Raw genomic sequence first — 24,070 nt, 5'->3', positions numbered from 1 at the left:
GTCACTCCTCCCGCAGCGCCAGCGCGGGATTGGCGCGCGCCATCTTCCAGGCGGGGTAGAGGCCCGCCAGCGCCGACGCCACCAGCGCCAGCACCACGGCCTGCACCAGCGTCTGGGGCGTCAGGGCCAGTTGCAGCGTCCAGCCGAAGGAACGCTGATTGATGACGTGCACCAGCACGTAGGCCAGCCCCACGCCCAACGGCACGGAGAACAGTCCCGCCAGCAGCCCCAGCAACCCTGTCTGTAGCGACACCAGTCCCCAGAGTTGCTCCGGCGTCAGGCCGGTGGCGCGCAGCACGGCGAACTCTCGCGCCCGCTCCAGTTGCAGCGCCATCAGCGCGCTCAGCACGCCCACGAAGGCCACGCCGATGGCGAGCAGCCGCAGCACCTGCGTAATCGTGAAGGTGCGGTCGAAGACGTCCAGGGACGCCTGCCGCAGCGAGCGGTTGGCGCGCACCAGCAGCGCCTGGGTGTCTCCGGCGCGTTCGCGCACCGAGGCCACCAGCGCGTCCACGTCCTGGCCGGGCGCCGCGTACAGCGCCACGCCGCTGATGCCCCGGTCGTCGAACCAGTGCTCGTAGGTGGTGCGTGGCAGCAGCAGCGTGCCCACGTCGGAGCCGTAGTCGAAGTACACGCCCACCACGCGGAAGTCGCGGGGACCCTTGTCCGTGGCCAGTCGCACGGTGTCCCCCAGGCCCACGTCGCGGTGGAAGCCGAAGGGCTCCGAGACGAGAATCGTGTCGGACGAGGACTCCAGCTCTCGCCACGCTGTCTCCGCGTCGCCCTGCTTGAAGGTGTAGGGCCGCACCGGCGTGCGTGAGAAGTCGACGGCCATCAGGTCCGTGGGCACGCCGTCCACGCGCACATTCGCCACGCGCAGGGTGCTGCTGCCCGCGACGCCCTGCGTGTCCCGCAGCGTCTCCGCCAGTCTGGGGAGCAGCGTCGCGCCTCCGCGCCGCGCCACGAGCGAGGGCGGCGAGATGAACACGTCCGCCTGGAGCGACGTGTCCAGCCACGACACCACCGTGCCCCGGAAGCTGGACACCATGAGGCCCACGCCCACCGTGGTGGCCACCGCCACCATCAGCGCCGCCAGGGCCACGGCCGTGCGGCTGAGGCTGGTGTGCACGCCACGCGCGGCCATGCGGCCCAGCAGCCCAAAGGCCATGCCCAGCGGACGTGCCGCCAGCGAGGACACCGTCTGCGTGGCCCAGGGCACCAGCAGCGCCGCGCCCAGCAGCACCGAGAAGAGCCCTCCGTAAGCGGGCAGCAGTGCTTGGGTCGGCCACCGCAGCAGCACGGTGCCCGCGGCCAGTACCCCGAGCCCCAGCAGCGCCAGCCGGGGCGCCCGTCCGCGCGACACGTCCTCCAGCGTGGACCTGCGCATCGTCGTCACCGGCGGCGAACGCGCGGCCTCCCACGCGGGCACCAGCGCCGCCAGCAGCGTGGCGCCCAGCCCCAGCGCAAGCCCCTTGAACAGGGTGAAGGGCTCCAGCGTCAGCCGCCGCACGCTCACCACGAAATACAAATCATTGAGCGTCTGGGTGACGAGCTCCACCAGCCCTCGCGCCAGCAACACGCCCAGGAGCAGCCCCGCCACCGTCCCCACCGCGCCCAGCACGGCCGCTTCGCCCAGCACCAGCGCGAAGAGCTCGCGGCGGGTGATGCCCACCGCGCGCAGGCGGCCCAGCAGCCCGCGCCGCTGCACCACGGAGAACGTCATCGTGTTGTAGATGAGGAACATCCCCACCACGAGCGCCAGCAGCGACAGCGCGGTGAGGTTGGTGCGGAAGGCCCGCGTCATCTGCTCCACCGTGCCCGCCCGCGCGGCGGCGCGCACCAGCTCCAGGCCCTGCGGCAGCGTGGCCGCCACGGCTTGTTCCTGCGCGTCGCCGCCGGTCAGCCGCAGGTCCACGCGCGTCAGCCGGCCGGTGTGCCCCAGCAGCTCCTGCGCGGTGGACACGTCGGTGAGCACCAGCGCCTCCAGGGCCCGCGCGGTGTCCTCGTCCGCGGGCTCCAGCAGGCCCACCACGCGCAGCGGCTTCTCCAGCCCCTCCAGGCGCACCGGCAGCGTGTCGCCGGTGGACAGGCCCAGGGCCCGCGCGGCGCGGGCGCTCAGCATCACAGCGCCCGGCTCGGTGAGCAGCGCTCTCACGTTCCCCACCGCCTCGCCCCGGGCGTAGTCGCGGAACGGCCCTTCCGCGAAGGGGTCCACGCCCAGCACGGTGAGCGTGCGCTTGTCGCCCACCGCCGCCTGGACGTAGCCCTCCACCACGGGCGCGGCCACGGGGGCGCCGGGGCGCACGCGCAGCGCCTGGTACACCGCCTCCGGCACGCCCGTGGAGCCGCCCACGAGTTGGTGCGTGGCGCGTCCGGCCACCGCGTCGGTGGAGCGCTCGAAGGCGCGCAGGGCGCTGCCGCTGGCCAGGTCGATGGACACCACCACCGCCACGCCCAGCGCGATGCCCAAGAGCGACAGGGCCGTCAGCCACGGGTGGCGACCCAGGTGGCGCAGGCTGGAGCGGACCAGCAGCCCCTTCACAGCGCCTCCTTCATCGCGCGGATGGGCGTGTGCTCCACCTCCACCAGCCGGCCGCCCTCCATCGTCAGGACGCGGTGAGCGCGGGCCACCAGGCCGGGCTCGTGGGTGACGACGAGCGCGCAGGTGTTGCCCTTCTGGGTGAGCGCCTCCAGCAGGTCCAACACCTGCCGTCCCGTGGCCTCGTCGAGGTTGCCGGTGGGCTCGTCCGCCAGCAGCAGCGGTGGCTCATGCGCCAGCGCGCGGGCCACCGCGACGCGCTGCTGCTCGCCGCCGGACAGCCGGTCGGGAAAGCTGTTGGCGCGGGTTCCGAGCCCCACCTGCTCGAGCAACGCCCGCGCCCGCGCACTGGCCTCCGCGCCGCCATGGCCGTTGAGCTCCAGCGGCAGCCGCACGTTCTCCTCCACTGTCAGCGTGGGGAGCAGGTTGAAGGCCTGGAAGATGAAGCCGATGCGCTCGCGCCGCAGCAGCGTGCGCTCGCGCTCGTTCATCCGTCCCAGGTCGCGGCCATCCACGCGGACCTCGCCCTGACTGGCCAGGTCGATGCCACTGATGAGGTTGAGCAGCGTGGACTTGCCCGAGCCGCTGCGTCCCAGCAGCACCACGAATTCGCCTCGACGCAAGGAAAGCCGCACGCCGGAGAGCACCTCGCGCGTGGTGTCGCCTTCGGCATAGGCCTTCGTGACGTCGCGCAGTTCGACCAGGGGAGGAGAGTCGGGCGGGGACATGGGGGCTTCTCCATACACGGATGCCCTGTCCGTCGCTCGACCTTCAGCGCATGCCCGCACCCCACTCAGGCGCCAGCGGCGGGCGACGCGGACTCCCACCACGAGGCGCGCCGCTGCTGCGCCAGGAAGTCTCCGACCTCCGCCGCCAGCAAGGGCCCCGCCGTGTCCCGTGGAATGACGTGATACCCCTGCCGCAGCGACAGGACGCGCACCGACGGCGCCGCGGTGAGGCGCCGTGCGAGCCACCGCCCGCCCTCCGGGTCCACGACGTGGTCCTGCTCCGCCACCGCCACCAGGGTGGGGCAGCGCACGCGGGCCGCGTCCCGGATGGCCAGCGCCTGCAACGCGCACAAGTCACGCAGCCGGGCCACGGGAAAGGCGGGCAGCACGGGCGCTTCCGCCAGCGCCTCCGGGTCCGAGATGTCGGTGCCCGTCTTCGCCACCCACGGACGCGTCCACTCCAGGACGGGCGTGCGCGCCAGTTGCCGGACCAGGAACATGCGCGGCCCCCGGAAGCGCACGGCGGGCGCCATCAGCGTCAGCGCGCGTATCTCCTCCGGATGCCGCGCGGCCAGCTCGAGCGCCAGCAGCGCGCCCATGGACAGGCCCGCAACGAACACACTCCGGTGGCCCCGGAGCGCGTGCAGGGCGTGCTCCGCCGCGGCCAGCCAGTCACGCCAGGTGACGTCGAGCAGGGCCCGTGGGGTGGTGCCATGGCCGGGCAGGCGCGGCGCCACCACGCGCAGTCCGCGGGCCGCCAGGGCCTCGCCCAGGGGTCGTACGTCCCAGGGGCTCCCCGTGAAGCCGTGCAGGAGCAGGCACACCTCGTCGCCCCGGCCCAGCTCGAAGGGCGCCGTCTTTCGTGGGTCCATGGGGGTGGCTTCTGGGAGCGGGCTCACGCCGTGACACTGGCCACGCGCGAGCGCAGGCGCTATGCCCCCTGCCTCATGGCGGACACTCCGAAGCCCCCGGACATGCAGTTGCAGATTCAGATGGACGATGACGTGGCCAATGGTCAGTACGTCAACATGGCCCTGGTGAACCACTCCGACACCGAGTTCACCCTGGACTTCATCTACGTCCAGCCCCAACAGCCCAAGGCCCGGGTGCGTTCGCGCATCATCACCAACCCCAAGCACATGAAGCGCCTGGTGGCGGCGATGCAGGACAACATCCAGCGCTACGAGGCGAAGTTCGGCCCCATCGCGATTCCAGAGGAAGACGGCGGCATGCACTGAGCGCCGTTTTCGCCGGAGGAACCCGCACGTCGCGTGTTTCCACGGGCGCTTCGCTGGCCTTCGGGCCCGGTGGCGCGCAGACTCGGGGTCATGGTGCTGAGATTCCTGGTCCCCTTGCTCGTATCGCTCTACGCCTCTTCCGCCGCGGCTCAGTGCCTGGGGGATGGCGTGCAGCTCTTCCCCACACCGGGCTCCATCATCCCCACCAACTCCCGCTTCCTGCTGGAGGGCGTCGGGACGGCGCGCCCCCAGGTGGCCGCGCTGGTGGGGAAGAAGCTGCGGCTGGTGTCGGACAGCCACGTCGTCGAGGTGGCCGTGCAGCGCGGCTGGGAGAGCAGCCTGGGCCGCGTCACCGTCATCCTCAAGCCGGCCGGGGCCATGGAGGAGGACAAGCGCTACACGCTGCGCGTGGATGAGGTGCTGCCCAACGTGGCGCTCCTCAACGGCCGGGGCACCATGCTGCCCGAGTGGCGCACGGGCAAGGGGCCGGACAAGCAGGCTCCGCGCTGGCTCAAGCGGCCCGCCGTCTCCGAGGGCTTCCTTCGCCGCACCGCGCAGGGCACCGCCCGCTTCGTGCGGCTCAACCTGTCGCTGAAGGAGGACAGCCCGGCGTACCTGGTGGTGAAGCTGGAGCCGCGCCGTCCTGGCCCCAGCGTGCAGCAGTACGTGGTGCCGGTGAGCAACAACACCGCCTTCATCGGCCATGAGGCCTGCAGCGGCACCTTCGCCATGGAGGACGGCCGCAGCTACCGGGCCCGCATCCAGGCCTTCGACGCGGCGGGGCAGATGGCGCCGGCCGTCCCGCCCGTGGACTTCGAGGCCCCGGACGAATACTCGATGCAGCAGTAGTGCGCGGGAGTTCTCCCCGGGGCCGGGAAGTTGGTGTAGGCCTGACGCGGGCGCCCCGCGCGCCGAGCCTTCGGGAGAGCGAATGACGACGGTGGACGTGGAGAGCCTCAAGGAGCGGATGACGGGCTTCATCCGGTCGCTGCAGGACGACATCTGCGGCGGCCTGGAGCGGCTGGACGGCTCGGCGCGTTTCCGCGAGGACTCCTGGACCCGGCCGGGCGGCGGCGGTGGACGCAGCCGGGTGCTGGAGGACGGCGCCGTGCTGGAGAAGGCCGGCGTCAACACGTCCGTGGTGTACGGCGAACTGGAGGAACAGTTCGCGCAGAAGCTCCAGGGCGAGGGCCGCCACTTCTGGGCGGGTGGCATCTCCCTGGTGCTGCACCCGCGCAACCCGCATGTGCCCACCGTGCACGCCAACTACCGCTTCATCCATCAGGGCGGGAAGGCGTGGTTCGGCGGCGGCGCGGACCTGACGCCCTACTACCTCTATGAAGAGGACGCGGCGCACTTCCACCGCGTGCACCAGGCGGCCTGTGACAAGCACGACGCGGGCTACTACCCGCGCTTCAAGAGCGCCTGCGACAAGTACTTCTACCTGCGCCACCGCGAGGAGACGCGCGGGGTGGGCGGCATCTTCTTCGAGAACATGGGCGGGGAGCTGGAGAAGGAGTTCGCCTTCATCCAGGACTGCGGCCGGGCCTTCCTGGACGCGTACCTGCCCATCGCCGAGCGGCGCAAGGACACGCCGGTGACGGAGGGGCAGCGCTTCTGGCAGGAGGTGCGGCGCGGGCGCTACGTGGAGTTCAACCTCGTCTATGACCGGGGCACCGTCTTCGGACTGGAGACGCGCGGGCGCATCGAGTCCATCCTCATGTCCCTGCCGCCTCAGGTCCGTTGGCGCTACGACCACCACCCCGAGCCCGGCACGCCGGAGGCTCGGTTGGTGGAGGTGCTGCGCCAGCCACGCGACTGGGCGAGCGGAGGCTGAGATGGCTTGGAATGAGTCGGACTGGAATGCGCCGGTCCGGAGGAGGCGGGCCCACCCCATCCTCGTCGTCGTCGTGCTCGCGGTGACCGCGGGCCACTTGCTGGTGACGCAGTGTTCGGAAAGGCGCCCCGCCACACAGGCGGTGCCCCCCAGCGACGCCGAGGCCCGCGTCAACGTGCTCGCGCTGTGTGACGCCGTCCAGGCCTACCGTGACGAGCACGGCGTCTACGTCTCCGCGGGCCCCACGCCGAAGGAGGTCCCGCGCGGCGGCAGGGCCGTGCCCTTCCCCAAGGACGAAGCCTTTCACCGGATTGGTTTCGAGCCCGACGGAAAGGTCCAATTCCAGTACCAGGTGGTGGTGCAGGAGAGCCCCGTGGGCGAGCCGGAGGTGTCCTGCATCGCGCGGGGTGACTTCGACGGCGACGGGCTGAACTCCCTCTACCGCGTTCGTCTGGATGCCAACGGAATGACGACGCCCATCGAGGTGGAGCGCGAGGGCGAGTAGTCCGCCGCGCAACCCGGCGCTTCCGTCCGCCGAAAATCAGGAAGCCGGGCCCCCCAAGCCAGCGTGAGGCATTGCCCATGTCCTCCTTCCGCATCCCCAACGTGATTGACCGCGCCCTCCGCTCGCTGGGGGGCGGTGGTGGCGCCAGACGCCCCGAAGGTCCGGGCGCGCAGGGGCCTCAGCCCCAGGACTGGGGTCCGCCGGCGCAGCCGCCCCGGCCGGGGGACAACTTCCGCCCGCGATTGCCGCCGTCCCTGCACCCACCCATGGGCGGCCAGGAGCGCGCGCCGGTGAAGTCGGTGGCGGAGCTGGTGCCACCGGGCCTGGAGGACACGCCGGGGCAGGAGGCATTGGGGCAGCGCTTCGGGGCGGACGCGGCGCTGTTGGCCTCGCATCTGTCGCCTCCGCAGGTGTCGGGCTCGGAGCGGGCCACGCGGCTGTGGGCGTTCTACACGGCCTACGCCACGGCGGCGGCGCGGCACCCGCCGGAGCCGGAGGCGGGCGAGGCCTTCCGCGAGGCGCTGGAGGGACAGGGCTTCGCCGAGCTGCGGGACGCTCACACCGGCGAGGACGGCGTGACGCGGGGCCTGTGGGTGATGGAAGCCCGCACCCCCGCCGAAGCCCGGATGCGGGCCGCCGAGGTGCGGCTGGAGCCGCCTCCCGAAGTGCGCCACTCCGAGGAGGCCGCGGCCCGGCCAGCCGAGCAGCCGCTTGTCCAGGCGGCCGGTGCCCGCGCGGCCACGGCCTTTCACGGCCCGGTCATGCCCGCGCTGCGTCCGCGCGACGAGGCCTCTTCATCGGAGGACGAGCCGCAAGACGGGGACGCCCGGCGCCGACGCGGAACGAACCGCCGCCTGGGCGCGCGGATGCTGTGGAACGTGCTGCACCGCTTCCGCGCGGGGCCGGACGACGGGGCGGTGGCGGAGGGGCAGTGGGACCGGGTGACGTTCGGCGCACTGCTGGTGCTGCTGGCCATCGCGCTGGTCGTGGCGGCGCTCGTCAGCCTCTAGGCCCGTCGGCCCGGCGGCGGCGCCTTCGCCAGCGCGAATCTCCTTGGATTGTGTCCGCTTGTGCTAGGTTGCCGCACCCACTTGGCAACCGACGACCTCACTCTCGTCAAGCGCGTCCGGACCGGCGACCAGCGCGCTTTCAAGCTCCTCGTCGAGCGTTACCAGCGCAAGGTGTACGCCGTTGCGTTGGGCATGCTGAAGGACAAGGAGGAAGCGATGGACGTCTCCCAGGAGGCGTTCGTCAAGGTCTACAAGTACCTGGACCACTTCAAGGGCGACTCGTCCTTCTACACCTGGCTCTACCGCATCACCGTCAACATCTGCATCGACGTCATCCGCAAGCGTGGCGGGGGCGGCGAGGTCGTGGAGTTCGACGAGAGCCAGGCCGTGGACCTGTCCGAGGCCCGCATCGGCGCCCTGGGCAGCCGGCTGGGCACCAATCCCCAGAAGAGCGCCCTGCGCCGCGAACTGGCGGAGAAGATCCAGGAGGCCCTGTCCACGGTGCCGGAGAAGCACCGGGCCATCCTCCTGCTGCGGGAAATCGAGGGCATGTCCTACGACGACCTCGCCCGCACCCTGGACATCCCCAAGGGCACGGTGATGAGCCGGCTTTTCCATGCCCGGGCCAAGGTCCAGAAAATCCTCAGTGAATACCTGGAGTTGGACGAAGCGAAGAGCGGTGTGGGCAGTGAGTGAGCGGGCCTCGAATATCTGAGGGACCTGCCCGTCCCAATTTTCGCAGCCCCTTCCAGCAAGCAGGTGGAACCAATGGCCGGTAATCCCGCGTGTGAGCGTTTCGTACCCATGCTGTCCCCGTACGTCGACGGAGAGCTGAGCTCCGGCGAGCGCGTCAACGTGGAGCGGCACCTGGCGGCCTGCCGGGACTGCACCGGGCGGGCGGCGGACCTTCGCGCGGAATCCGGTCTGCTGCGGGTGGGCCTGGACATGGCCCTGGACGACGTGGACTTCAAGGACTTCACCCAGCGCGTCATGGCGCGGGTGACGCCGGACAAGCCGCCCCTCATGGAGCGGCTGAAGCTGGCAGTGTCCGAAATGTTCCTCTACCAGCGCACCGCCATGATTTCGTCGCTGGCCACCGCGGCCGTGCTGCTACTGGTGGGGGTACCCCTGCTGACGAGCGACCGGGCGCCGGTGGGGTACGCCTCCGAGCGCATGACGGTGAAGTCCATCCAGCCCTACCGCAACGCCGAGGTGGCGCCGGTGGTGATGGAGACGGACAATGGGGGCACCATCATCTGGCTGGTGGACGAGGACTCGGACGTCCTGTCTCCCGGCGCGGAGAAGGGTGAGCGGAAGGACCAGACTGGTGTCGGTCAACCAGACGCAAGCGGGCGCAACGGCCCCGCGCGCCCGGCCCCCGACGCCCCCAGGCCGTCGGGAGGTTCCTTGTGAGAAGACACGAGTCGTCGGGCCGGATGCTGTGGGCGCTGCTGGGGCTGGGCCTGCTGCTGCCCATGGCCGCCAGTGCACAAGACGCGAAAGTCCAGGTCCAGGTCGAAGTGGTGCTCGCCTCGAAGAAGGGCACCGAGGTCGACCCGCCCGAACTGGAGAAGATGAAGGAGCAGTTCCAGAAGCAGAACTTCAGCTTCACCTCGTTCAAGCGCCTCTCGAATGAGGTGCTGACGGTGAGCGCGAAGAGCGCCTCCGAGGTGAAGCTGCCCAACGGCGCCAACGCGACGCTGCAGTTGCAGGGCATCAAGGACGGCACGGCCACGGTGCGCGTGGCCATTCCCCGTCAGCCCACGCTGGACGTGGAGCTGGGCCGCCAGGGCGCCGTCTACCAGAAGGCCGGCAAGTACGTGGGCGGGGAGCTCATCCTCGTGCTCTCCCCTCCCTCGCGGTAGCTCCCCCAGCGCCGCCTCAGGCAGCGCGGGCTTCCCCGTCCGCCTCCAGGACGATGATTTCCAGGTCCTCTTCCATCTCCAGGGGGAGGACTTCCTCGGTGGCGGTGTGCGCCTGGAGGCCCGGTGCGGGGGCCTCGGCGTGCTCCCGCTCCAGGTGGACGCGCAGCCCGTCGAACATGGTGTCGAACGCCGCGTAGATGCGGTCCACCATGGCCAGGGCGTCCGCGCGCACCTCCGGGGACAGCCGCATGGCCTCCAGCTCCGCCGCCAGCTCCTGTTCGAACATGGCGTGCTGCGCTTCGGCCTGCATGTGGTGGTCGGAGAAGTACTTCAGCCGGTCGTCCGCGCCCTGCGCCGCGCTGATGATGGCGGTGCGGCTGAAGAAGACATGGCTGGTGGACTCCAGTGCCCACAGCAGGACGATGCGCAGCCGGTCATCCACGGGGCGGTACACCTCGCTGATGATGGCGTAGGCCGCGTCACGCGTCTTCACGTGCGCGCGGCCGTACATGGTGCCGATGCTCAGCGAGCCGCCCGTGAGCGCGGAGATGTCGTCCTCGAACCACTGGTCATGCCCGCCTTCCTCGGCATGGTGGCGCGTGGCCAGCGCCTTGAGGTGCGCGTCCTGGATGAAGTGCGCATTGAGGCGCAGCACGTCCTGGAACGTCATCACCCAGAAGGTCAGGCGCGGGGCGAAGGCCATCACCTGTTCGATGGGGCGGTCCATCCGCATGTCGGAGAAGAAGGGGTGCGCTGCGAAGCGCGCCTCGCGCACAGCGATGTGTTGGAGCACTTCCTTCATGATGGACCTCCCTGGGGTGTCTGGTGATGCGCCGCCCCCGGCCCGCTGGCGGGACTCCGCTACCAATTGATGCTGTACGTGCAGGCGCTGTCGCCGCGCCGCCGGCAACTCTTGGCCTCATGTTCAATACGCACCCAAAGCGAATCCTTGGGACGGAACCGGTCGCCAATGGCTTCGATGAGCCCCAGGTCCAAGTCACATGGATAGGGGTTGTCACACACCATGCGAGCGTTTCGCCGGTCCACTGGCTCGAAGCGGTAGCCGCCGATGGTGCCCTTGCCGCGGTGGTTCATCCGGTACGCCATGTCCACCGCGCGCAGCCCCTTCTCCAGCGTGTCGATGTCCGGCGGGAAGTGCGCGCTGTCCGGAATCTTCCGGCCAATGGTCCTCACCGTGCTGGGGCCAATCTTGTCAAACACCAGCTGGAACGACTTCAGCAGGGCGGGCATGGGGTACCAGGCATCCGCCTTCAGCGGCGCGATGCCGTTCTCCCCCAGGATGCGCAACGCGCGTGACTGGGCGAGCTCCATTCCGTTGACGATGGCGAGAATCGACTGGCCGATGACTTCGATGCCCTGGAACGACATGGGCTGAAGGGTCGGTGCGGTGGCGCTGATGGGAGTCTTCAATTCCATACGGGTAACGCCCTCGTGAGGAGTGACACGTATTGAAGCGGCTTTTTCCTATATTTTCAAATAGACTTACATGTCTGTAATTTTCCGGAAGATTCGATATGGGATTCCCCGTGGCGCAATAACGACCCGCGCGGTCGGTATGACAGGAGGCGACCTGGGCTTCGCTGTGAGTGGGCGTGAGGCCACGCGGCGCGCGGGAGCGAGCATCCGGGGGCCGCGTGGGGCGGGATGCCCCAGCGGGGCAACCTGCCCCGGCGGAGTGCCCCAGCGGCCGGACGCCGCCTTCAGGCCCCATGGAAGAACTTCCGTCGGAAGCCTGCCGGGACAGGGCTGAAAAAAAGTCAGAAGTCCGGTCCCCGGGGCGGGGGGGCAAGCAGCCGGCCTTCGGAAAATCGCGGGGTTGGCGGTCGGCACGCTGGTTGCTGAAGGGAGCAGCACAAGCAAACCCCTTCACCCTTGGAGACGAAATCATGGCGAAGACTCAGAAGCGTGGACAGGTCATCCGTCGTAAGGCCCAGGAGATGAAGGTGTCGACGGCGAGCGCGGTGAAGGGGGCTGGCCGGAGCGCCCGCCAGGTGCAGGTGACGCTGGGTGACCTCATCGCGGCGGCCTTCGACACGGTGGGCGGCGAGGTGAAGAAGGTGGCGCAGGTGATGTCTTCCAAGGACATGACGGTCGCCACGGGCAAGCACATCGTCTTCGTCGGCTGACACACGCCAATCCGGGGCGTGTGCGGTGCAGGAGGACCTGGCGGTGGCGCCAGGTGAGGGAGGCCGAGGCGGGGACGGGAAGGGACGCACCTGTGAGACGCATCATCAGTCCCGGACGGAATTGTTGGACGGTGGAGGAGGCGAGCGACGCGGGCGTGCTGGTGGACGCGCGCGACTACTACCGGGAGCTGTACCGGGCCGCGCAGAAGGCCCGTCGTTACATCGCGATTACCGGCTGGCAGTTCGACAGCGATGTGGCGCTGCTGCGAGGCGAGGACCTTCGCGAGGCGCGCGGCGAGTCACGGCTGCTGCCGATGCTGGACGAGCTGTGCCGGGCCAATCCGGAGCTGCGCGTCTATGTGCTGGCGTGGGACTTCAGCCTGCTGCTCGCCATGGAGCGCGAGTGGATGCAGCGGCTCATCTTCAATTGGACGGCGAACGGGCAGGTGTGCTTCCGCTTCGACGCCTCCAGTCCGTTGTATGGCGCGCATCACCAGAAGCTGGTCGTCATCGACGGCGCGGTGGCCTTCACCGGCGGCATGGATGTCTGTGATTGCCGGTGGGATGACCGGGAGCACCCGGTGCACTCGGAGCTGCGCTGTGACAGTGGGAGGGATCCGCACGGCCCCTACCATGACGTGCAGTCCGTGCTGACGGGGCCGGTGGTGGACCGCCTGGCGGAGTTGTTCGAGGCGCGCTGGGCGCACTCGGGCGGCGGTGAGCTGCGGCTGCCCAGGGTGTCTCGGGATGACGTGGACTTCACGCCGAGCCTGCCGGCACCGCCGGGGCCGGTGGCCATCAGCCGCACCTTCGGCAAGACGCTCCTCCCGCCGCAGCCCGCGGTGCAGGAGGTGGCCGTGCTGTATCTGGACGCCATCGCTTCGGCCGAGCGCTTCATCTACATCGAAAACCAGTACTTCTCCTCGCGGGCCATCTTCCAGGCGCTGGTGAAGCGCATGCGGTCCCCCTGGCGGGGACGGCTGCAGGTTGTCCTGGTGCTGCCGCGGCAGCCGGAGGCGCTGCGCGAACAGCTGGCCATGGGCATTGCCCAGGTGCGGTTGCTGCGCGCGCTGGAGCGCGTGGCGCACGAGACGGGACATGCTTTTGGCGTGTACTGCTCCGCGGGGCACGACGTGCGCACCGGCACGGACATCTACACGTACATCCACTCGAAGGTGATGGTGGTGGATGACCGCTTCCTCACGCTGGGCTCGGCGAACACCACCAACCGCAGCCTCGGGTTGGATTCGGAGCTGAACCTGAGCTGGGAGGCGGAGGCGCCCAATGACGCGACGATGCGCGCCATCCGCCGCATCCGGGTGTCGCTGATGGCCGAGCACGCGGGGCTTGCGGGCATGGCGGCCCTGCGCCTGCTGGCGGCCGCGGACAGCGCACTGGTGGATTGGCTGGACGACGTGGCCGTCATGGGGCTGCAGCGCTTGCGCGTCCACCCGATGTCGACGGTGTTCGACCAGAGCCCGCTGCTCAAGTCGCTGGAGCCGGAGGAGCTCATCATCGACCCCGAGGAGTCGGTGCTGGACGAGTCCCTCTTCGAGGCGCTCCACCGCGCCGAGGACGGGCTGTTCGCCTCCGGTGTCCGCCTGCTGTCGCGCTGGCTGGTGGGCACGGGCACCGAGCGCCAGCACCGCGCCATCCTTCCCTGTGCGCAGGACGAGGGGTAGCCGCGCGCGGAGGCGGGAGGCCGCCAAGGCCCTGCCCGCCCGCCTGCCTTGGGACGGGCCCGGGAGCACGGGCACGGCCGGCGGGTTGTCCCTGCCGCGCGGGGCGCCACCTTGTCGAGAGCACAACTTCTCTCACGCAAGGGGGATTCACCATGAAGCTTCCTCTCATGGCCGCAGCGGCGGCGCTGGCCTTCTGGGGTTGTTCGAGCAACTCGGCGAACACGCGCGCGGATGACAGCGCCATCGGTGGTTCGGGCACGGAGACGACGGCGCCCGAGTCCGTGGACACGTCTCCTGAATGGGATGACCGCAGCGCCGGTGAGGCCGCGGACGTGACGAAAAACGAGCGCCGGGACAGGCAGGACGCGCCCACCGTCTACGATGGTGAGGCCACCGGTGGCAGTGGCCCCGGCATGGGCGCGGGCACCTCGGTGACGACGCAGGAGGGCGAGAAGTACGACGTACAGGATGGCCCGCTCCTGGGCGGTCAGCAGAGTGAAGAGGCCCGCAAGGATGGCGTGGGCGGCTCCGGCAACATCCAGCGCGAGCCGGTGGACGGCAAGTCCGAGGTCGAGGAGCTCGACGCCAGCGATGTAGAGACGCGGGAAGTGGAAGCCGACGAGGTTGAAGTCGACGGCAGCCGTTGACGCGGCGTGAAGGTCGCGCGTCGCCCGCTGACGCCAGGCGGGGGCGCGTGTGCCGACGGTCCGCAGTGGCACCCACACGCGGATGCAGTCACCTGCTTCGTCTCGAGCCATGGACAGGTAGAGTCGAGGGACGATGACTGGCGCCCCCCTCTTCGCTCTTCTCGCCCTGGTGTCCACGCAGTACGACGGCAGCTCTACCGTGGAGGAGGTGACTTCGGAGGAGGTCCCCTCGACATCGCGGGGGGAAGGTGCCCCTGTCTCCGCCGCGCGTCTGGATGAGCCCGCGCCTCCGGGCAGTACCCGCACGGGCGGCGTGGGTTTCGGCTTCAGCGGCCAGTTGGAGGTCGGTGGTCTGAGCCTTCCCTCAGGGCCTCGCGGCGGGGGGCAGGACTTCTTCGCGCGCATCTACCCCTCGCTGGGGTTGACGCACGGGGAGACCTTCGTGCTGCGGCTGGGGGCGAACCTGCGGTTGCGGGTGGTGGACGAAGCGCCCACGACCACGGAGGACTACAGCGGCGGCCTGCGACGTGAGGACTGGGATGAGCTGAGTGACCTCGGGCAGGTGGTGCGCATGCTGCGCATCGGCCAGGAGGGTCGCCCCTTCTTCCTCCGCGTCGAGCCTTTCTCCGAAGAGACACTGGGCCGCGGCTATCTGGTGGGCCGCTACAGCAACACGCTGGCGCCGGACTATCACCCCGCGGGTGGCTCGCTCACCTTCGTGAAGGGCGCGGTCCGCGCGGAGATTCTGGCCAGTGACGTGCTCGCCGCGCGCATCTTCGCGGGCGAGGCGCTGCTGGACATCGGCCGCATGGCCAGTGACGACGCCAATCGTTTCGACCGCTACCTCATCCGGCTGTCCGCGGCACATGACGCGGGCCGCGCGGGCGGTACTTCGCCCGACCTCACCCTGGCGTCGGTGGGCGGAGACATTGCCCTGTACAAGGGTGAGCGCCTGCGCGCGTGGGCCCTGCTGGGCGGCGGCGCGCGCTTCACGAAGGCCTACACGCCGACCTTCGGCGGATTGTTGGGCGTGGCCTTGGAAGGTCAGATGGCCAGTGGCACGCAGGTGAGCGTGACGGTCCAGGGCCGCAAGCAGGGGGGCCGCTTCCGCTTCGGCATGTTCGGTCCCGACTACGAGCTGGGTCGCTTCTCCGGCGTCGGTCTGTCGGAGACGCCCATCGCGGACGAGGTGCTTCCGTCGGGCTTCGCTGGCTACGCGGAGCTGAGTGTCGCGAAGGGGAACCCCAACGAGCTGCTCCTGCTGGGCAGCGTGGCGGCGCAGTACTTCGGCTTTGGCAGGACGGACACGGATGTGTCCGCTGGCTTCGAATTGCCGGGCGGCAGGACGCGGGCGCTGGCGCGCGTGGTGCTGACGGGCCTGGGAGACCGGCCGCGTTACTCGGCGGGAGTGGAGCTGCGCCAGCGCATCCTCAACCACTTCTATGCCTGGGGCTCCGGCGGAACCGTTCATTTCCCACAGCCGGACGGCACGCTCGTGCGAGGTGTCACCGCGGGCGCCGGCGTCGGCGTGGACTTCCAGCGCTGAACGGCAGTGACTCGAGCGGCGGACGGGCCTTCAGGGCCCTGCCGCCGCTGTCTTTTTGCCCGGCTTGACTACGGCTGTAGTCAGTCGTACCTTCTTCGTGACTACAGTTGTCGTCACGGGATGGTCCATGAAGAAGCCGGTGGGAGAGCAGGAGCTGTTGGTGCTGCGGTACGTGGCCGAACACGGCCCGGCGACGGTGGGCGAAGTGGCCGAGCGCTTCGGCGAGGCGCAGGGGCTGGCGCGCTCCACCATCCTCACCGTCATGGAGCGGCTGCGGCTCAAGGGCTACCTGACGCGGCGCAAGGTGGAGGGCGTGTTCCAGTACGCCTCACCCGTGCCGGCGTCGGAGCTGCTGCGGGACGTGGTGGGGGACTTCGTGCAGCGCTCGCTATCGGGCTCGCTGTCGCCGTTCGCCGCGTACCTGTCCGAGGCCGAGGACGTGTCCGACGAGGACCTGGCGCAGCTCCAGGACGTCGTGGCGCGGCTGCGCTCGAAGAAGCGGAAGGGATAGCGATATGGGCACGGACTGGCTGTCGCACGTAGGGGCGTGGGCGTCGTCGGGTCTGTGGCGGGCGTCGTGGCAGGGGGCGCTTTGCGCCGTGCTGGTGTGGGCGGTGGCGAGGGCGTGGCCGAAGCTGCCGGCGTCGCTGCGAGCGGGGCTCTGGTGGTTGGTTGCGCTGAAGTTCGTGGTGGCGCTGGGGTGGTTGCCTTCCCTCGCGTTGCCGGTGCTGCCCGCGCAGGTGGCTGCTGGCGTGGCACGGGTGGAGTCCTGGTGGAGCGGGGCTTCCGCGCGGGAGACGGTGTCGCGTGTATCGAAGCCCGTGGCGGTGGACGCTCAGCGGCTACGGACTCCAGGGGAGGGCGTGGACTCCGCGGTGTCCGTGACCGTGGATGAATCGGCCATGCACGGTTCGGTGCTTTCTTCGTCGATGGATGGCTCATCGTGGGAGCGCACGGCCTTCGCGGCGTTTGAGGTGGAGGCTGCGCGGCGTGGCGCCATGCCAGAGCTTCCAGCCGGTGCTGTTGATGCGGGCGCGGTGGCCTCGCCTGGTGCCCCCTTCCCGTGGGGCCGCGCCATCGTGGGGCTGCTTCTGGCGGTGTGGGGGGCCGGCGTGCTGTGGCAGGTGCATGGCCATGTGAAGGGCGGGCTTGCGGTGCGTCGCCTGCGCCAGTCCGCACGCCCGTTGGTTCACCCTGGATTGGAGGCGGAGGTGCGGGAGCTGTCCGCTGCCGCGGGACTGCGGCGCGTACCGAGACTCCTGGTCTCCGAATCGGTGGCCAGCCCGCTGGCCACGGGGCTGCTGTCTCCAGTCGTGGTGCTGCCCGAGAAGGCGGTGCGACGGTTGCCCGTGGCGGCTCTGCGCATGGCGCTGGCACATGAGCTGGCGCACCTGCGGCGCGGTGACCTGTGGCTCGGCTGGGTGCCCGCGCTGGCGGAGTCGCTCTTCTTCTTCCATCCGCTCGCGCGGCGAGCGGCTCGCGAGTACGCGCTGGCCCGTGAGGAGGCGTGTGACGCCGAGGCCATCCGGCTCACGGATGCGGAACTCGCGGACTATGGCGAACTGATTCTCGCCTTTGGAATCGCCAGAACTCCCGGCACGGCCGCTGCGCTGGGGGCTTCATCTCACGTTGATGCGTTGCACAGGAGGTTGAGCATGCTGGAGCATGTCGATGCCGTTCCCCCTCGAATCCGGCGCCTGTTGAGGGTGGCGCTCTCCGCCATGGGCGTCGCTGCGCTGGTGCCCTTCCAGGTCGTTGCACGCGAAGCGGGTGGTGCACCTCGCCTGGCGCCCGAGTCGGCGGCGTCAGGACAGAGCGGCACCGCGTCGCCGAAGCCTGCGTCCACCGTCGCTATGGACACGCCGGCACCGAGCACGCAATCCGGAGCCGCCACCGCCAAGAGCACGCCGGCACCGAGCACGCAATCCGGAGCCACCGCTGCCAAGAGCGCTCCGCCCGCGTCGCCCGGCTCCGCTTCGTTGCCGCCCGCGCCGCCCATTGTCGCTCTGTCGCCGTCCGTTCCCAGAACGCCGCAGGCACCTTCTGCTCCGCGCCTTGCTGTCGTCACACCGCGGCGCATCGTGGGGGGCTCGCCGCACATCGCCGCCGTTCCGCCGACGCCTCCGTCTCCACCCACGCCTCCGTCTCCACCCACGCCGCCACCCCCTGGCGACCCGGACAGCGGCTACGTGCTGCTCGCGGACGGCATGGCAATGATGAACGGCAGCTCGGTCGACCTGGAGCTGGCGCGCACCTTCAAGCAGAAGGACAAAGAGATTCTCTTCGTCCGCCGCAAGGGCGAGGCGTTCATCATCCGCGACGCGGCCACGCTGAAGTCCGTTCGCGAGGCGCTCTCCACTACCCGCGAGCTGGGCAAGGCGCAGAGCGCGCTGGGAGAGAAGCAGGGCGCCCTGGGCCAGCAGCAGGCGGTGCTCGGCCAGAAGCAGGCCACCCTGGGCCACGAGCAGGGCGGGCTGGGACGCAAGCTGGGTGACCTGGCCTACAAGCAGTCCGGGCTTCATCTGGAGGAATCGCGCCTGGACGCCCTGCCCGAAGCCGAGCGCGAGCGCCGCCGCTCCGAGCTGAAGAAGCAGGACCGCGAGCTGGAAGAGGAGATGAAGGCCCTGGAGACGAAGATGGCGGGACTGGCCGAGAAGCAGTCCATCCTGAGCAAGGAGCAGCACCAGCTCAGTGAGAAGCAGCACGCCCTGCACCTGGAGCAGTCCAAGTTGAGCGAGCAGCACCAGTCTCGCGTGAAGGAGGCGGAGACGAAGGTGCAGGGCCTCATCGACGAGGCGCTGCGCAAGGGCCTGGGCCAGCCGATGCCCACCTGAGGCGCCCGTTGTTCTCGAAGGAGGGTGGGTCTTCAATACCTCCCGCCGGGGTGGCAGACCGAGCCCTCGCACTTCGAGGCGAAGGCGGATGCCGCTGCGAGTATGGGCGGGCGCTCGGTTCCGCAGGCGAGACCGCACGGGCAAGTGGCTCCGTGAACTGCCCGGACTCGGCACCCCGTGGTAGACCCTGATGCATGGCTTCGACGCATGCTCAGGAAGGGGGTCGTTTCCTCCAAACGGGACAGACCCAGGACGCGGTGAAGAGCTTCCAGAAGGGGCTCTCCATTGATCCCAACGACGTGGATTGCCTCCTGGGCCTGGTTCGAGTGCACCTGAGCACCGGCGCGGCGGCGGATGCGGAAGCCGCCGTGCTCCGCCTGCTGAAGGCGAAGCCGGACCACACGGAGGGGCAGGCGCACCTCGCCATGCTGCGCGCCCAGGCGGGCAATCCGGAAGCGCTGGAGTCCCTCAAGGCGCTGGCCGCCGCGCCTACCGCGGGCTACTTCGAGCGCTTCAACCTGGGCTCGCTGCTGTTCGAGCGCGGGGATCTGGCGGGAGCGCGCGCCGCTTTCGAGTCCGTGCTCCAGATTTCACCTGGCAGCACCCACGTCCATTTCGAGCTGGGACGCATCCGCCTTCAGCAGAACGAGCCGGATGGCGCGGTGTCTCACTTCCTGCGGGCCGCCGAGGGCGCGCCTCAGGAGGCCATGCCGCTGCTGATGCTGTCGCGGGCTCATGCCGCTTGCGGCCAGTTGGGTCTGGCCATCCAGGCCGCCACGCAGGCGCTGGAGAAGGCCCGGGGTGGGCTTCAGCGTGCGGTGCTGGAGGACCTCTTCAAGCTGTACCTGTCCGCAGGCAGCTCGGATGGCGCCAGGCGCGTGGCTCAGGAGCTGCGCAAACTGGACCCTTCCAGCATCACCTATCTCTACCTGTACGGCCTGGCGACGATGAGCGCTGGCTCCTTCGCCGAGGCCAGGGATGTTTTCGCGGAGGTGCTGCGGCAGGCGCCCGGAAGCTGGCAGGCCCAGCACGCGCTGGCGCAGATGCACCTCGCCCTGGGCGAGCGCGCCGAGGCAGTGAAGCTGCTGGAGGCGGCCGTGGCCACGGTTCCGACGGACCCCGGTCCCACCAACGACCTCGCGGTGGTGCTGATGCAGGATAACGAGCACTCGCGGGTCGCGGCACTGCTGGCGCCCGTGTTGGGCGCGCACCCGAACGACGCGGGCACGCACCTCAACCTGGCCCTGGGCACCTTCCCCTCTGACAAGGAACTCTCGGCGCGCCATGCGAAGCAGGCGCTGGCGCTGGGCGCCGAGGAAGTGCGCGCGCAGGCCGAGCAGCTGCTGAAGCAGCTCGGCGCCTGACGCACCGGCGGGAGGGCGTCAGCCCTCCTCGTGCGGCTCGAAGTAGTTCGTGAGCTGCTCGGTGAGCCAGTTCATCACCACGCGCACCCGGCGCGGCAGGCTCCTGCCGTAGGTGTGCAGGAGCGAAACGGGCATGGGCATGCAGGTGAGCTCCGGCAGCACCTCGACGAGCTCGCCTTCGCCCACATCGAGACGCGACCTGCGTCTTGGAATCTGGATGATGCCGAGCCCCGCCCGGCACGCCGCGACGTAGGCGTCGACGCTGCTGACCGTCACCATGCTGCGCATCGGCCACTCGCGGTAGCCGCCTTCGTGCGGGTACTCGAACGAGGGCGTTTCCGCGCCGAGCCCCGGGGAGTAGTGGACGACGAGGTGCCGGTCCAGGTCCTCCAGCTTGCGCGGCGTGCCGTACTTCTTCAGGTACGCGGGGCTGGCGTAGTTCATCATCCGCAGGACGCCGAGCTTGCGCCCCACCAGCTCCGAGTCCCTCTGTGCGCCCACGCGCAGCACGCAGTCGAAGCCCTCCCGGAAGGGCTCGGTGCGCCGGTCCGTCGTGTTGATGAGGACCTCCAGGTGGGGATGCCGCGCGAGCAGCTCCGGCAGGCGCGGGAGGATGAGTTCGCGCGCGACGTTGACGGGCAGGTCGATGCGCACGCGCCCGCGCAAGCCCCTGGCCGCCTGGAACAGCGTGCCGAGCTCATCCGCCTCCTGCACCAGCCGCCGCGCCCGGGGCAGCAATTCCTCTCCATCCGGCGTGAGCCGCACGACGCGCGTCGAGCGCTGGAAGAGCTGGCAGCCGAGCTCCGCTTCGAGCGCCTTCAGCCGCAGGGACACCCGCGCCTTGGGCATGCCTAGTTGCTCACCCGCGCGCGTGAAGTTGCCGAGCTCGGCCACCTTCACGAATATCTTCAGCGAATCGAGGTCCAGGCTCATTGTTTCTCCAATCGAAACAGTGTGTCGGAGCGCAGCCTCTTTCTCAATCCGCTCATGGCTCACTATTCATGGACAGGTGCGGCGCACCGCCGCGTCACCTGAAAGGATTGGACATGAGCACCTCGAAGAACATGCCCGTGGCTCTCATCACGGGGGGCAGCCGTGGACTGGGGCGGAACATGGCGCTCAAGCTGGCGGCCCGGGGCACCGGCATCATCCTGACGTACCGCACCGGCGCGGACGAAGCGGCGGCGGTCGTGAAGCAGATTGAAGCAGCAGGCGGCAAGGCGGTGGCGCTCCCGCTCGATGTGGGGGACACGCGGGGCTTCGGCGCCTTCGTGGAAGCGGTGCGGACGGAGCTGGGCCGTCACTTCGGGCGCGAGCGGCTGGACTTCCTGGTGAACAACGCGGGCATGGGCATCAACGTCAGCTTCGCGGAGACGACCGAGGCCCAGTTCGACGCGCTGATGAACGTCCACCTCAAGGGGACGTTCTTCCTCACGCAGCGGCTGTTGCCGGTGCTGGCGGATGGTGGGCGCATCCTGAACATCTCCACCGGGCTCGCGCGCTTCACCTCCCCTGGCCACGCCGCCTACGCGACCATGAAGGCGGGCGTGGAGGCGCTCACCCGGTACCTCGCGAAGGAGCTGGGACCCCGGAGGATTACCGTCAACGTGCTCGCGCCGGGCGCGACCGCGACGGACTTCGGGGGCGGCGTCGTCCGTGACAACCCGGAGCTGAACAAGACCCTGGCCGCCCAGGTTGCGCTCGGCCGTGTGGGTCAGCCCGACGACATCGGGGATGCGGTCGCCATGCTGCTGTCGCCGGAGAGCGCGTGGGTGACGGGCCAGCGCATCGAGGCCTCGGGTGGGATGATGCTCTGACGGCGCGCGCTCCAGCGTCCTTGGACAAGGCTGGAGCGCTGAAGGCCCGTGCTCAGCGCTTCAGGCGGAGGATGACGTCCTTGTCCGGGCCGCAGTCACCGCGTCCGTCGCAGTTGCTGGTGGTGACGTAGAGGTGGCCATCCGGCCCCATGATGACCTCGCGCAGCCGGCCGTGGGTGTTGCGCAGGTACACTTCGTGCCTGGTCACGCGGCTCGAATCCGGCGCGAACTCCACGCGCTGGAGGTGGCGTGAGCCCAGCGTGCCGATGAGCAGCGAGCCCTTCCATTCGGGGATGGCCGTTCCGGTGTAGATGGCGGCGCCGCCTGGGGGCATGGCGTCCTTGTAGGTGATGGACGGTGTGATTTGCCCCTCGCGCGTCTCGCACGAGTAGATGCCGGGCCATCCCAGGTTGTCACCGCGGCGGGCGACGCTGACCTCGTCGTGTCCCCGGCGCAGCGTCTCGCCGCTGGGGCCGTGGTCCGCGATGTACAGCGTGGAGGCGTCGCGCCAGTCGAAGGCCTGGAGGTTGCGGATGCCGGTGAGGAACGCGGGCGAGCCAGGGATGGGATTGTCCTGGGGCACCGCTCCCTCCGGCGTGAGGCGCAGCAGCTTTCCGGCCGGGTCGTTCGCGTTCTGCGAGCGGTCCGGGTCTCTCGCGTCACCGGTGCCCGCGTACAACATGCCATCCGAGCCGAAGCGCAGGCGCCCACCGTCGTGATACTTGGCGGAGGCGATGCCGCCGAAGATGACGCGCTCGTGTGTCGCCGTGGTGTGGTCCTCCGACAGCGTCCACCGCTCGATGCGGTTCTCCTCGGTGCCGCCCGCGTCCGTGGTGACGTAGATGTAGAACTGGCGGTTGTTCGCGAAGTCCGGGTGGGTCGCGATGCCGAGCAGGCCGCCCTCCGCGGCGTCCGCGACGGGCACTGTCGCCACGGGCCGCGGCTGGAGGACGCCGTCCTTGAGCAGGCGGATGCGGCCCGGGCGCTCGGTGACGAGCGCGTCGCCTCCGGGGAGCCACGCGATGCCCCACGGCGTCTCCAGGCCCCGCGCCACCACCTCGACATTGAAGGGCACGGTGCCGTCGGCACCCCAGCCTTTCTTTACGAGGATGCAGTCCTGGGGAGACGCGGTGCCTTGCGCTTGGCTCTTGCGGCAGGCGGAGGCGGACAGGGCGAGCACCACGAGAGCGGGGAGGAGCGTCAAAGAGGCGCGCATGAGTGGATTAATGTCCGCGAGCGCGTGGATGCGCCAGCCTCCCGGGCACGGAGCGTCCAGGGACGGACGCGCGTGCCGGGCTGCTTGCTTGAGACCTGGAGGCAGGCCCGGCGTCAGTGGTCCGCGTAGCGTTTCTCGCCGGCCTCCACGCGCGTGGCGAGCCGGTTGCCGCGCGGAGGCAGCGGGCAGGTGGCGAACTTGGTGAATGCGCAGGGCGGATTGTAGGCCCGGTTGAAGTCGAGCACGACGCGCCCGTCGGTGGGCATGTCCGCGGAGAGGAAGCGGCCCGCGCCGTAGGTCGCGTCGCGGTTGGTCTCATCCGCGAAGATGATGAAGAGCTTGCCCGAGCCGTCCTCCACGGGCGTCAGCCGGTGCTCCTTGCCCGCCACGGTGAACACGAGCGTGCCGGGGGCCTTCATCTCGTCGATGGTTCCCAGCACGTTGGGGACCTGCAGCATCCGAGGCATCTGCGCGGGCTCGAAGCGCGCCTCGATGCGCCAGTCGTTGCTCGCCGGGTACGTGGGGATGCCCTGGAACTGCTTGCGCGCCGCCGCGCCGGAGTCCCTCACACGGACGCCCAGCTTGTCGCCTCGGAGGATGAGCTGGAAGCTGACGTTGCCGAGCTTGAGCACGTCCGGCGTGCCCTTCTCGTCCGACTGGAGCGCGCCGCCCGTGAAGGGCTGGCCGTCGCGGGTGAAGGTGACGCCGGGCGCGGGCTGGAAGCGCGCGGTGTTGCCCTGCCGCGTGAAGGTGCCCAGCTTCGCGGGCGTGCCCGCGGGGAAGTCCAGGTCGCTCTCGGGAGCGGAGCCCGCTGTCTGCTCGCCTTCCTTGAGCCAGAAGAGGCCCACGAGGGTGAGCCAGCCGTCCTCCGCCTGGAGTCGCTGGATGCGCTGCTCGTGCCAGGCGCGGGTGGACGTCTGCAAGTCATCGGCGGTGGGCGCGGGGGTCTGGGACATGTTCTGGGGGGCTGGCGAGGCTTGGAGGGCGAGAGACAGGGCCAGGGCGATGGGCGTCATGTCGGGGCCTCGGGGGAGGGAAGCCCCTGTCTAACAGGGCGGCGGGCCAGGCGCAGGGCTCCGCACAGGGCCCACAGTT

24 protein-coding genes are annotated in these 24,070 nt (G+C 69.8%); 16 read left to right on the top strand and 8 right to left on the bottom strand.

The window, feature by feature from the left end; genetic code table 11:
• Position 1: 1 nt before the first annotated feature.
• From OZ403_RS35725 to OZ403_RS35715, 3 genes are all read right to left on the bottom strand, one after another.
• Entirely contained in the window at positions 2-2,542 is a 2,541-nt protein-coding gene (locus OZ403_RS35725) for an ABC transporter permease (protein WP_268782849.1), read from the bottom strand.
• Positions 2,539-3,267, bottom strand: coding sequence for an ABC transporter ATP-binding protein (locus OZ403_RS35720; RefSeq protein WP_140795667.1), 729 nt, complete (start codon positions 3,265-3,267; stop codon positions 2,539-2,541). Before OZ403_RS35720 ends, OZ403_RS35725 begins: the two co-directional genes overlap by 4 nt.
• Before the next feature lie 65 nt (positions 3,268-3,332).
• Positions 3,333-4,139, bottom strand: coding sequence for an alpha/beta hydrolase (locus OZ403_RS35715; protein ID WP_140795666.1), 807 nt, complete (start codon positions 4,137-4,139; stop codon positions 3,333-3,335).
• A gap of 75 nt (positions 4,140-4,214) precedes the next feature.
• Between OZ403_RS35715 and OZ403_RS35710 the strand changes: the two genes are divergently transcribed.
• The 8 genes from OZ403_RS35710 (at position 4,215) to OZ403_RS35675 (ending at position 9,722) form a co-directional block, all read left to right on the top strand.
• The gene (locus OZ403_RS35710) at positions 4,215-4,505 is read left to right on the top strand and encodes a DUF3467 domain-containing protein (RefSeq protein WP_140796719.1); all 291 of its coding nucleotides are present in this window, start codon (positions 4,215-4,217) and stop codon (positions 4,503-4,505) included.
• 90 nt (positions 4,506-4,595) lie between these two features.
• A complete protein-coding gene (locus OZ403_RS35705) occupies positions 4,596-5,354 on the top strand; it encodes a hypothetical protein (RefSeq protein WP_140795665.1) in 759 nt (252 codons plus the stop codon).
• An 82-nt stretch (positions 5,355-5,436) separates the two neighbouring features.
• A complete protein-coding gene (gene hemF / locus OZ403_RS35700; RefSeq protein WP_140800194.1) occupies positions 5,437-6,342 on the top strand; it encodes an oxygen-dependent coproporphyrinogen oxidase in 906 nt (301 codons plus the stop codon).
• A gap of 1 nt (position 6,343) precedes the next feature.
• Positions 6,344-6,847, top strand: a complete 504-nt coding sequence (locus tag OZ403_RS35695) for a hypothetical protein (protein WP_140795663.1) — start codon at positions 6,344-6,346, stop codon at positions 6,845-6,847.
• Between the two features lie 77 nt (positions 6,848-6,924).
• Positions 6,925-7,857 carry an Immediate early protein ICP0 gene (locus OZ403_RS35690; protein ID WP_237077748.1) on the top strand — a complete coding sequence of 311 codons (933 nt, stop codon included), beginning with the start codon at positions 6,925-6,927 and terminating at the stop codon, positions 7,855-7,857.
• A gap of 81 nt (positions 7,858-7,938) precedes the next feature.
• Positions 7,939-8,553 carry an RNA polymerase sigma factor gene (locus OZ403_RS35685; protein WP_174258981.1) on the top strand — a complete coding sequence of 205 codons (615 nt, stop codon included), beginning with the start codon at positions 7,939-7,941 and terminating at the stop codon, positions 8,551-8,553.
• Between the two features lie 72 nt (positions 8,554-8,625).
• The gene (locus tag OZ403_RS35680) at positions 8,626-9,270 is read left to right on the top strand and encodes an anti-sigma factor family protein (RefSeq protein WP_140795660.1); all 645 of its coding nucleotides are present in this window, start codon (positions 8,626-8,628) and stop codon (positions 9,268-9,270) included.
• Positions 9,271-9,293: 23 nt separating this feature from the next.
• Complete coding sequence (locus tag OZ403_RS35675) at positions 9,294-9,722, top strand: hypothetical protein (RefSeq protein ID WP_140796718.1); 429 nt, start codon at positions 9,294-9,296, stop codon at positions 9,720-9,722.
• A 16-nt stretch (positions 9,723-9,738) separates the two neighbouring features.
• Here the strand turns inward: OZ403_RS35675 and OZ403_RS35670 are convergent, their stop codons facing one another.
• Together OZ403_RS35670 and OZ403_RS35665 are read right to left on the bottom strand one after the other, a co-directional pair.
• The gene (locus tag OZ403_RS35670; protein WP_237077747.1) at positions 9,739-10,524 is read right to left on the bottom strand and encodes a hypothetical protein; all 786 of its coding nucleotides are present in this window, start codon (positions 10,522-10,524) and stop codon (positions 9,739-9,741) included.
• A gap of 59 nt (positions 10,525-10,583) precedes the next feature.
• Positions 10,584-11,159: a hypothetical protein gene (locus tag OZ403_RS35665; protein WP_140795658.1), complete on the bottom strand. Its 576-nt coding sequence runs from the start codon at positions 11,157-11,159 to the stop codon at positions 10,584-10,586.
• Between the two features lie 470 nt (positions 11,160-11,629).
• Here OZ403_RS35665 and OZ403_RS35660 point away from each other — a divergent pair, with 470 nt between their 5' ends.
• From OZ403_RS35660 to OZ403_RS35630, 7 genes are all read left to right on the top strand, one after another.
• Positions 11,630-11,869, top strand: a complete 240-nt coding sequence (locus OZ403_RS35660) for a chaperonin (protein ID WP_140795657.1) — start codon at positions 11,630-11,632, stop codon at positions 11,867-11,869.
• 131 nt (positions 11,870-12,000) lie between these two features.
• Positions 12,001-13,551 (top strand): phospholipase D-like domain-containing protein, encoded by a 1,551-nt coding sequence (locus OZ403_RS35655; RefSeq protein WP_268782848.1) that lies wholly within the window; start codon positions 12,001-12,003, stop codon positions 13,549-13,551.
• Positions 13,552-13,703: 152 nt separating this feature from the next.
• Positions 13,704-14,198 (top strand): hypothetical protein, encoded by a 495-nt coding sequence (locus tag OZ403_RS35650; protein ID WP_140857517.1) that lies wholly within the window; start codon positions 13,704-13,706, stop codon positions 14,196-14,198.
• Positions 14,199-14,331: 133 nt separating this feature from the next.
• Positions 14,332-15,744, top strand: a complete 1,413-nt coding sequence (locus OZ403_RS35645) for a hypothetical protein (RefSeq protein ID WP_268782847.1) — start codon at positions 14,332-14,334, stop codon at positions 15,742-15,744.
• A 127-nt stretch (positions 15,745-15,871) separates the two neighbouring features.
• Complete coding sequence (locus OZ403_RS35640) at positions 15,872-16,255, top strand: BlaI/MecI/CopY family transcriptional regulator (RefSeq protein WP_090487935.1); 384 nt, start codon at positions 15,872-15,874, stop codon at positions 16,253-16,255.
• A gap of 4 nt (positions 16,256-16,259) precedes the next feature.
• Entirely contained in the window at positions 16,260-18,578 is a 2,319-nt protein-coding gene (locus tag OZ403_RS35635; RefSeq protein WP_140800191.1) for a M56 family metallopeptidase, read from the top strand.
• Between the two features lie 194 nt (positions 18,579-18,772).
• Complete coding sequence (locus tag OZ403_RS35630) at positions 18,773-19,942, top strand: tetratricopeptide repeat protein (RefSeq protein ID WP_140795652.1); 1,170 nt, start codon at positions 18,773-18,775, stop codon at positions 19,940-19,942.
• An 18-nt stretch (positions 19,943-19,960) separates the two neighbouring features.
• On the opposite strand, the gene OZ403_RS35625 is transcribed toward OZ403_RS35630, so the two are convergent.
• Positions 19,961-20,875 (bottom strand): LysR family transcriptional regulator, encoded by a 915-nt coding sequence (locus tag OZ403_RS35625; RefSeq protein WP_140795651.1) that lies wholly within the window; start codon positions 20,873-20,875, stop codon positions 19,961-19,963.
• Between the two features lie 113 nt (positions 20,876-20,988).
• Between OZ403_RS35625 and OZ403_RS35620 the strand changes: the two genes are divergently transcribed.
• The gene (locus OZ403_RS35620) at positions 20,989-21,759 is read left to right on the top strand and encodes an SDR family NAD(P)-dependent oxidoreductase (protein ID WP_268782846.1); all 771 of its coding nucleotides are present in this window, start codon (positions 20,989-20,991) and stop codon (positions 21,757-21,759) included.
• A 52-nt stretch (positions 21,760-21,811) separates the two neighbouring features.
• On the opposite strand, the gene OZ403_RS35615 is transcribed toward OZ403_RS35620, so the two are convergent.
• Positions 21,812-22,975, bottom strand: a complete 1,164-nt coding sequence (locus OZ403_RS35615) for a PQQ-dependent sugar dehydrogenase (protein WP_140795649.1) — start codon at positions 22,973-22,975, stop codon at positions 21,812-21,814.
• 113 nt (positions 22,976-23,088) lie between these two features.
• Positions 23,089-23,991, bottom strand: coding sequence for a DUF1684 domain-containing protein (locus OZ403_RS35610; protein WP_268782845.1), 903 nt, complete (start codon positions 23,989-23,991; stop codon positions 23,089-23,091).
• Positions 23,992-24,070 lie beyond the last annotated feature (79 nt).

It is taken from the genome of Myxococcus sp. NMCA1, assembly GCF_026810205.1.
Classification (GTDB): domain Bacteria; phylum Myxococcota; class Myxococcia; order Myxococcales; family Myxococcaceae; genus Myxococcus; species Myxococcus xanthus_A.
The sequence above is the reverse complement of the archived record's forward strand: the minus strand, read 5'-3'. Positions and strand labels throughout refer to the sequence as shown.

What these genes read in the sequence shown, in the direction of transcription:
- OZ403_RS35625 (WP_140795651.1), bottom strand. Translation starts at nt 20,875, where the DNA reads ATGAGCCTGGACCTCGATTCGCTGAAGATATTCGTGAAGGTGGCCGAG.
- OZ403_RS35635 (WP_140800191.1), top strand. Translation starts at nt 16,260, where the DNA reads ATGGGCACGGACTGGCTGTCGCACGTAGGGGCGTGGGCGTCGTCGGGT.
- OZ403_RS35710 (WP_140796719.1), top strand. Translation starts at nt 4,215, where the DNA reads ATGGCGGACACTCCGAAGCCCCCGGACATGCAGTTGCAGATTCAGATG.
- OZ403_RS35640 (WP_090487935.1), top strand. Translation starts at nt 15,872, where the DNA reads ATGAAGAAGCCGGTGGGAGAGCAGGAGCTGTTGGTGCTGCGGTACGTG.
- hemF (WP_140800194.1), top strand. Translation starts at nt 5,437, where the DNA reads ATGACGACGGTGGACGTGGAGAGCCTCAAGGAGCGGATGACGGGCTTC.
- OZ403_RS35630 (WP_140795652.1), top strand. Translation starts at nt 18,773, where the DNA reads ATGGCTTCGACGCATGCTCAGGAAGGGGGTCGTTTCCTCCAAACGGGA.
- OZ403_RS35660 (WP_140795657.1), top strand. Translation starts at nt 11,630, where the DNA reads ATGGCGAAGACTCAGAAGCGTGGACAGGTCATCCGTCGTAAGGCCCAG.
- OZ403_RS35715 (WP_140795666.1), bottom strand. Translation starts at nt 4,139, where the DNA reads ATGGACCCACGAAAGACGGCGCCCTTCGAGCTGGGCCGGGGCGACGAG.
- OZ403_RS35645 (WP_268782847.1), top strand. Translation starts at nt 14,332, where the DNA reads ATGACTGGCGCCCCCCTCTTCGCTCTTCTCGCCCTGGTGTCCACGCAG.
- OZ403_RS35695 (WP_140795663.1), top strand. Translation starts at nt 6,344, where the DNA reads ATGGCTTGGAATGAGTCGGACTGGAATGCGCCGGTCCGGAGGAGGCGG.
- OZ403_RS35690 (WP_237077748.1), top strand. Translation starts at nt 6,925, where the DNA reads ATGTCCTCCTTCCGCATCCCCAACGTGATTGACCGCGCCCTCCGCTCG.
- OZ403_RS35720 (WP_140795667.1), bottom strand. Translation starts at nt 3,267, where the DNA reads ATGTCCCCGCCCGACTCTCCTCCCCTGGTCGAACTGCGCGACGTCACG.
- OZ403_RS35620 (WP_268782846.1), top strand. Translation starts at nt 20,989, where the DNA reads ATGAGCACCTCGAAGAACATGCCCGTGGCTCTCATCACGGGGGGCAGC.
- OZ403_RS35610 (WP_268782845.1), bottom strand. Translation starts at nt 23,991, where the DNA reads ATGACGCCCATCGCCCTGGCCCTGTCTCTCGCCCTCCAAGCCTCGCCA.
- OZ403_RS35680 (WP_140795660.1), top strand. Translation starts at nt 8,626, where the DNA reads ATGGCCGGTAATCCCGCGTGTGAGCGTTTCGTACCCATGCTGTCCCCG.
- OZ403_RS35665 (WP_140795658.1), bottom strand. Translation starts at nt 11,159, where the DNA reads ATGGAATTGAAGACTCCCATCAGCGCCACCGCACCGACCCTTCAGCCC.
- OZ403_RS35670 (WP_237077747.1), bottom strand. Translation starts at nt 10,524, where the DNA reads ATGAAGGAAGTGCTCCAACACATCGCTGTGCGCGAGGCGCGCTTCGCA.
- OZ403_RS35615 (WP_140795649.1), bottom strand. Translation starts at nt 22,975, where the DNA reads ATGCGCGCCTCTTTGACGCTCCTCCCCGCTCTCGTGGTGCTCGCCCTG.
- OZ403_RS35675 (WP_140796718.1), top strand. Translation starts at nt 9,294, where the DNA reads ATGCTGTGGGCGCTGCTGGGGCTGGGCCTGCTGCTGCCCATGGCCGCC.
- OZ403_RS35705 (WP_140795665.1), top strand. Translation starts at nt 4,596, where the DNA reads ATGGTGCTGAGATTCCTGGTCCCCTTGCTCGTATCGCTCTACGCCTCT.
- OZ403_RS35650 (WP_140857517.1), top strand. Translation starts at nt 13,704, where the DNA reads ATGAAGCTTCCTCTCATGGCCGCAGCGGCGGCGCTGGCCTTCTGGGGT.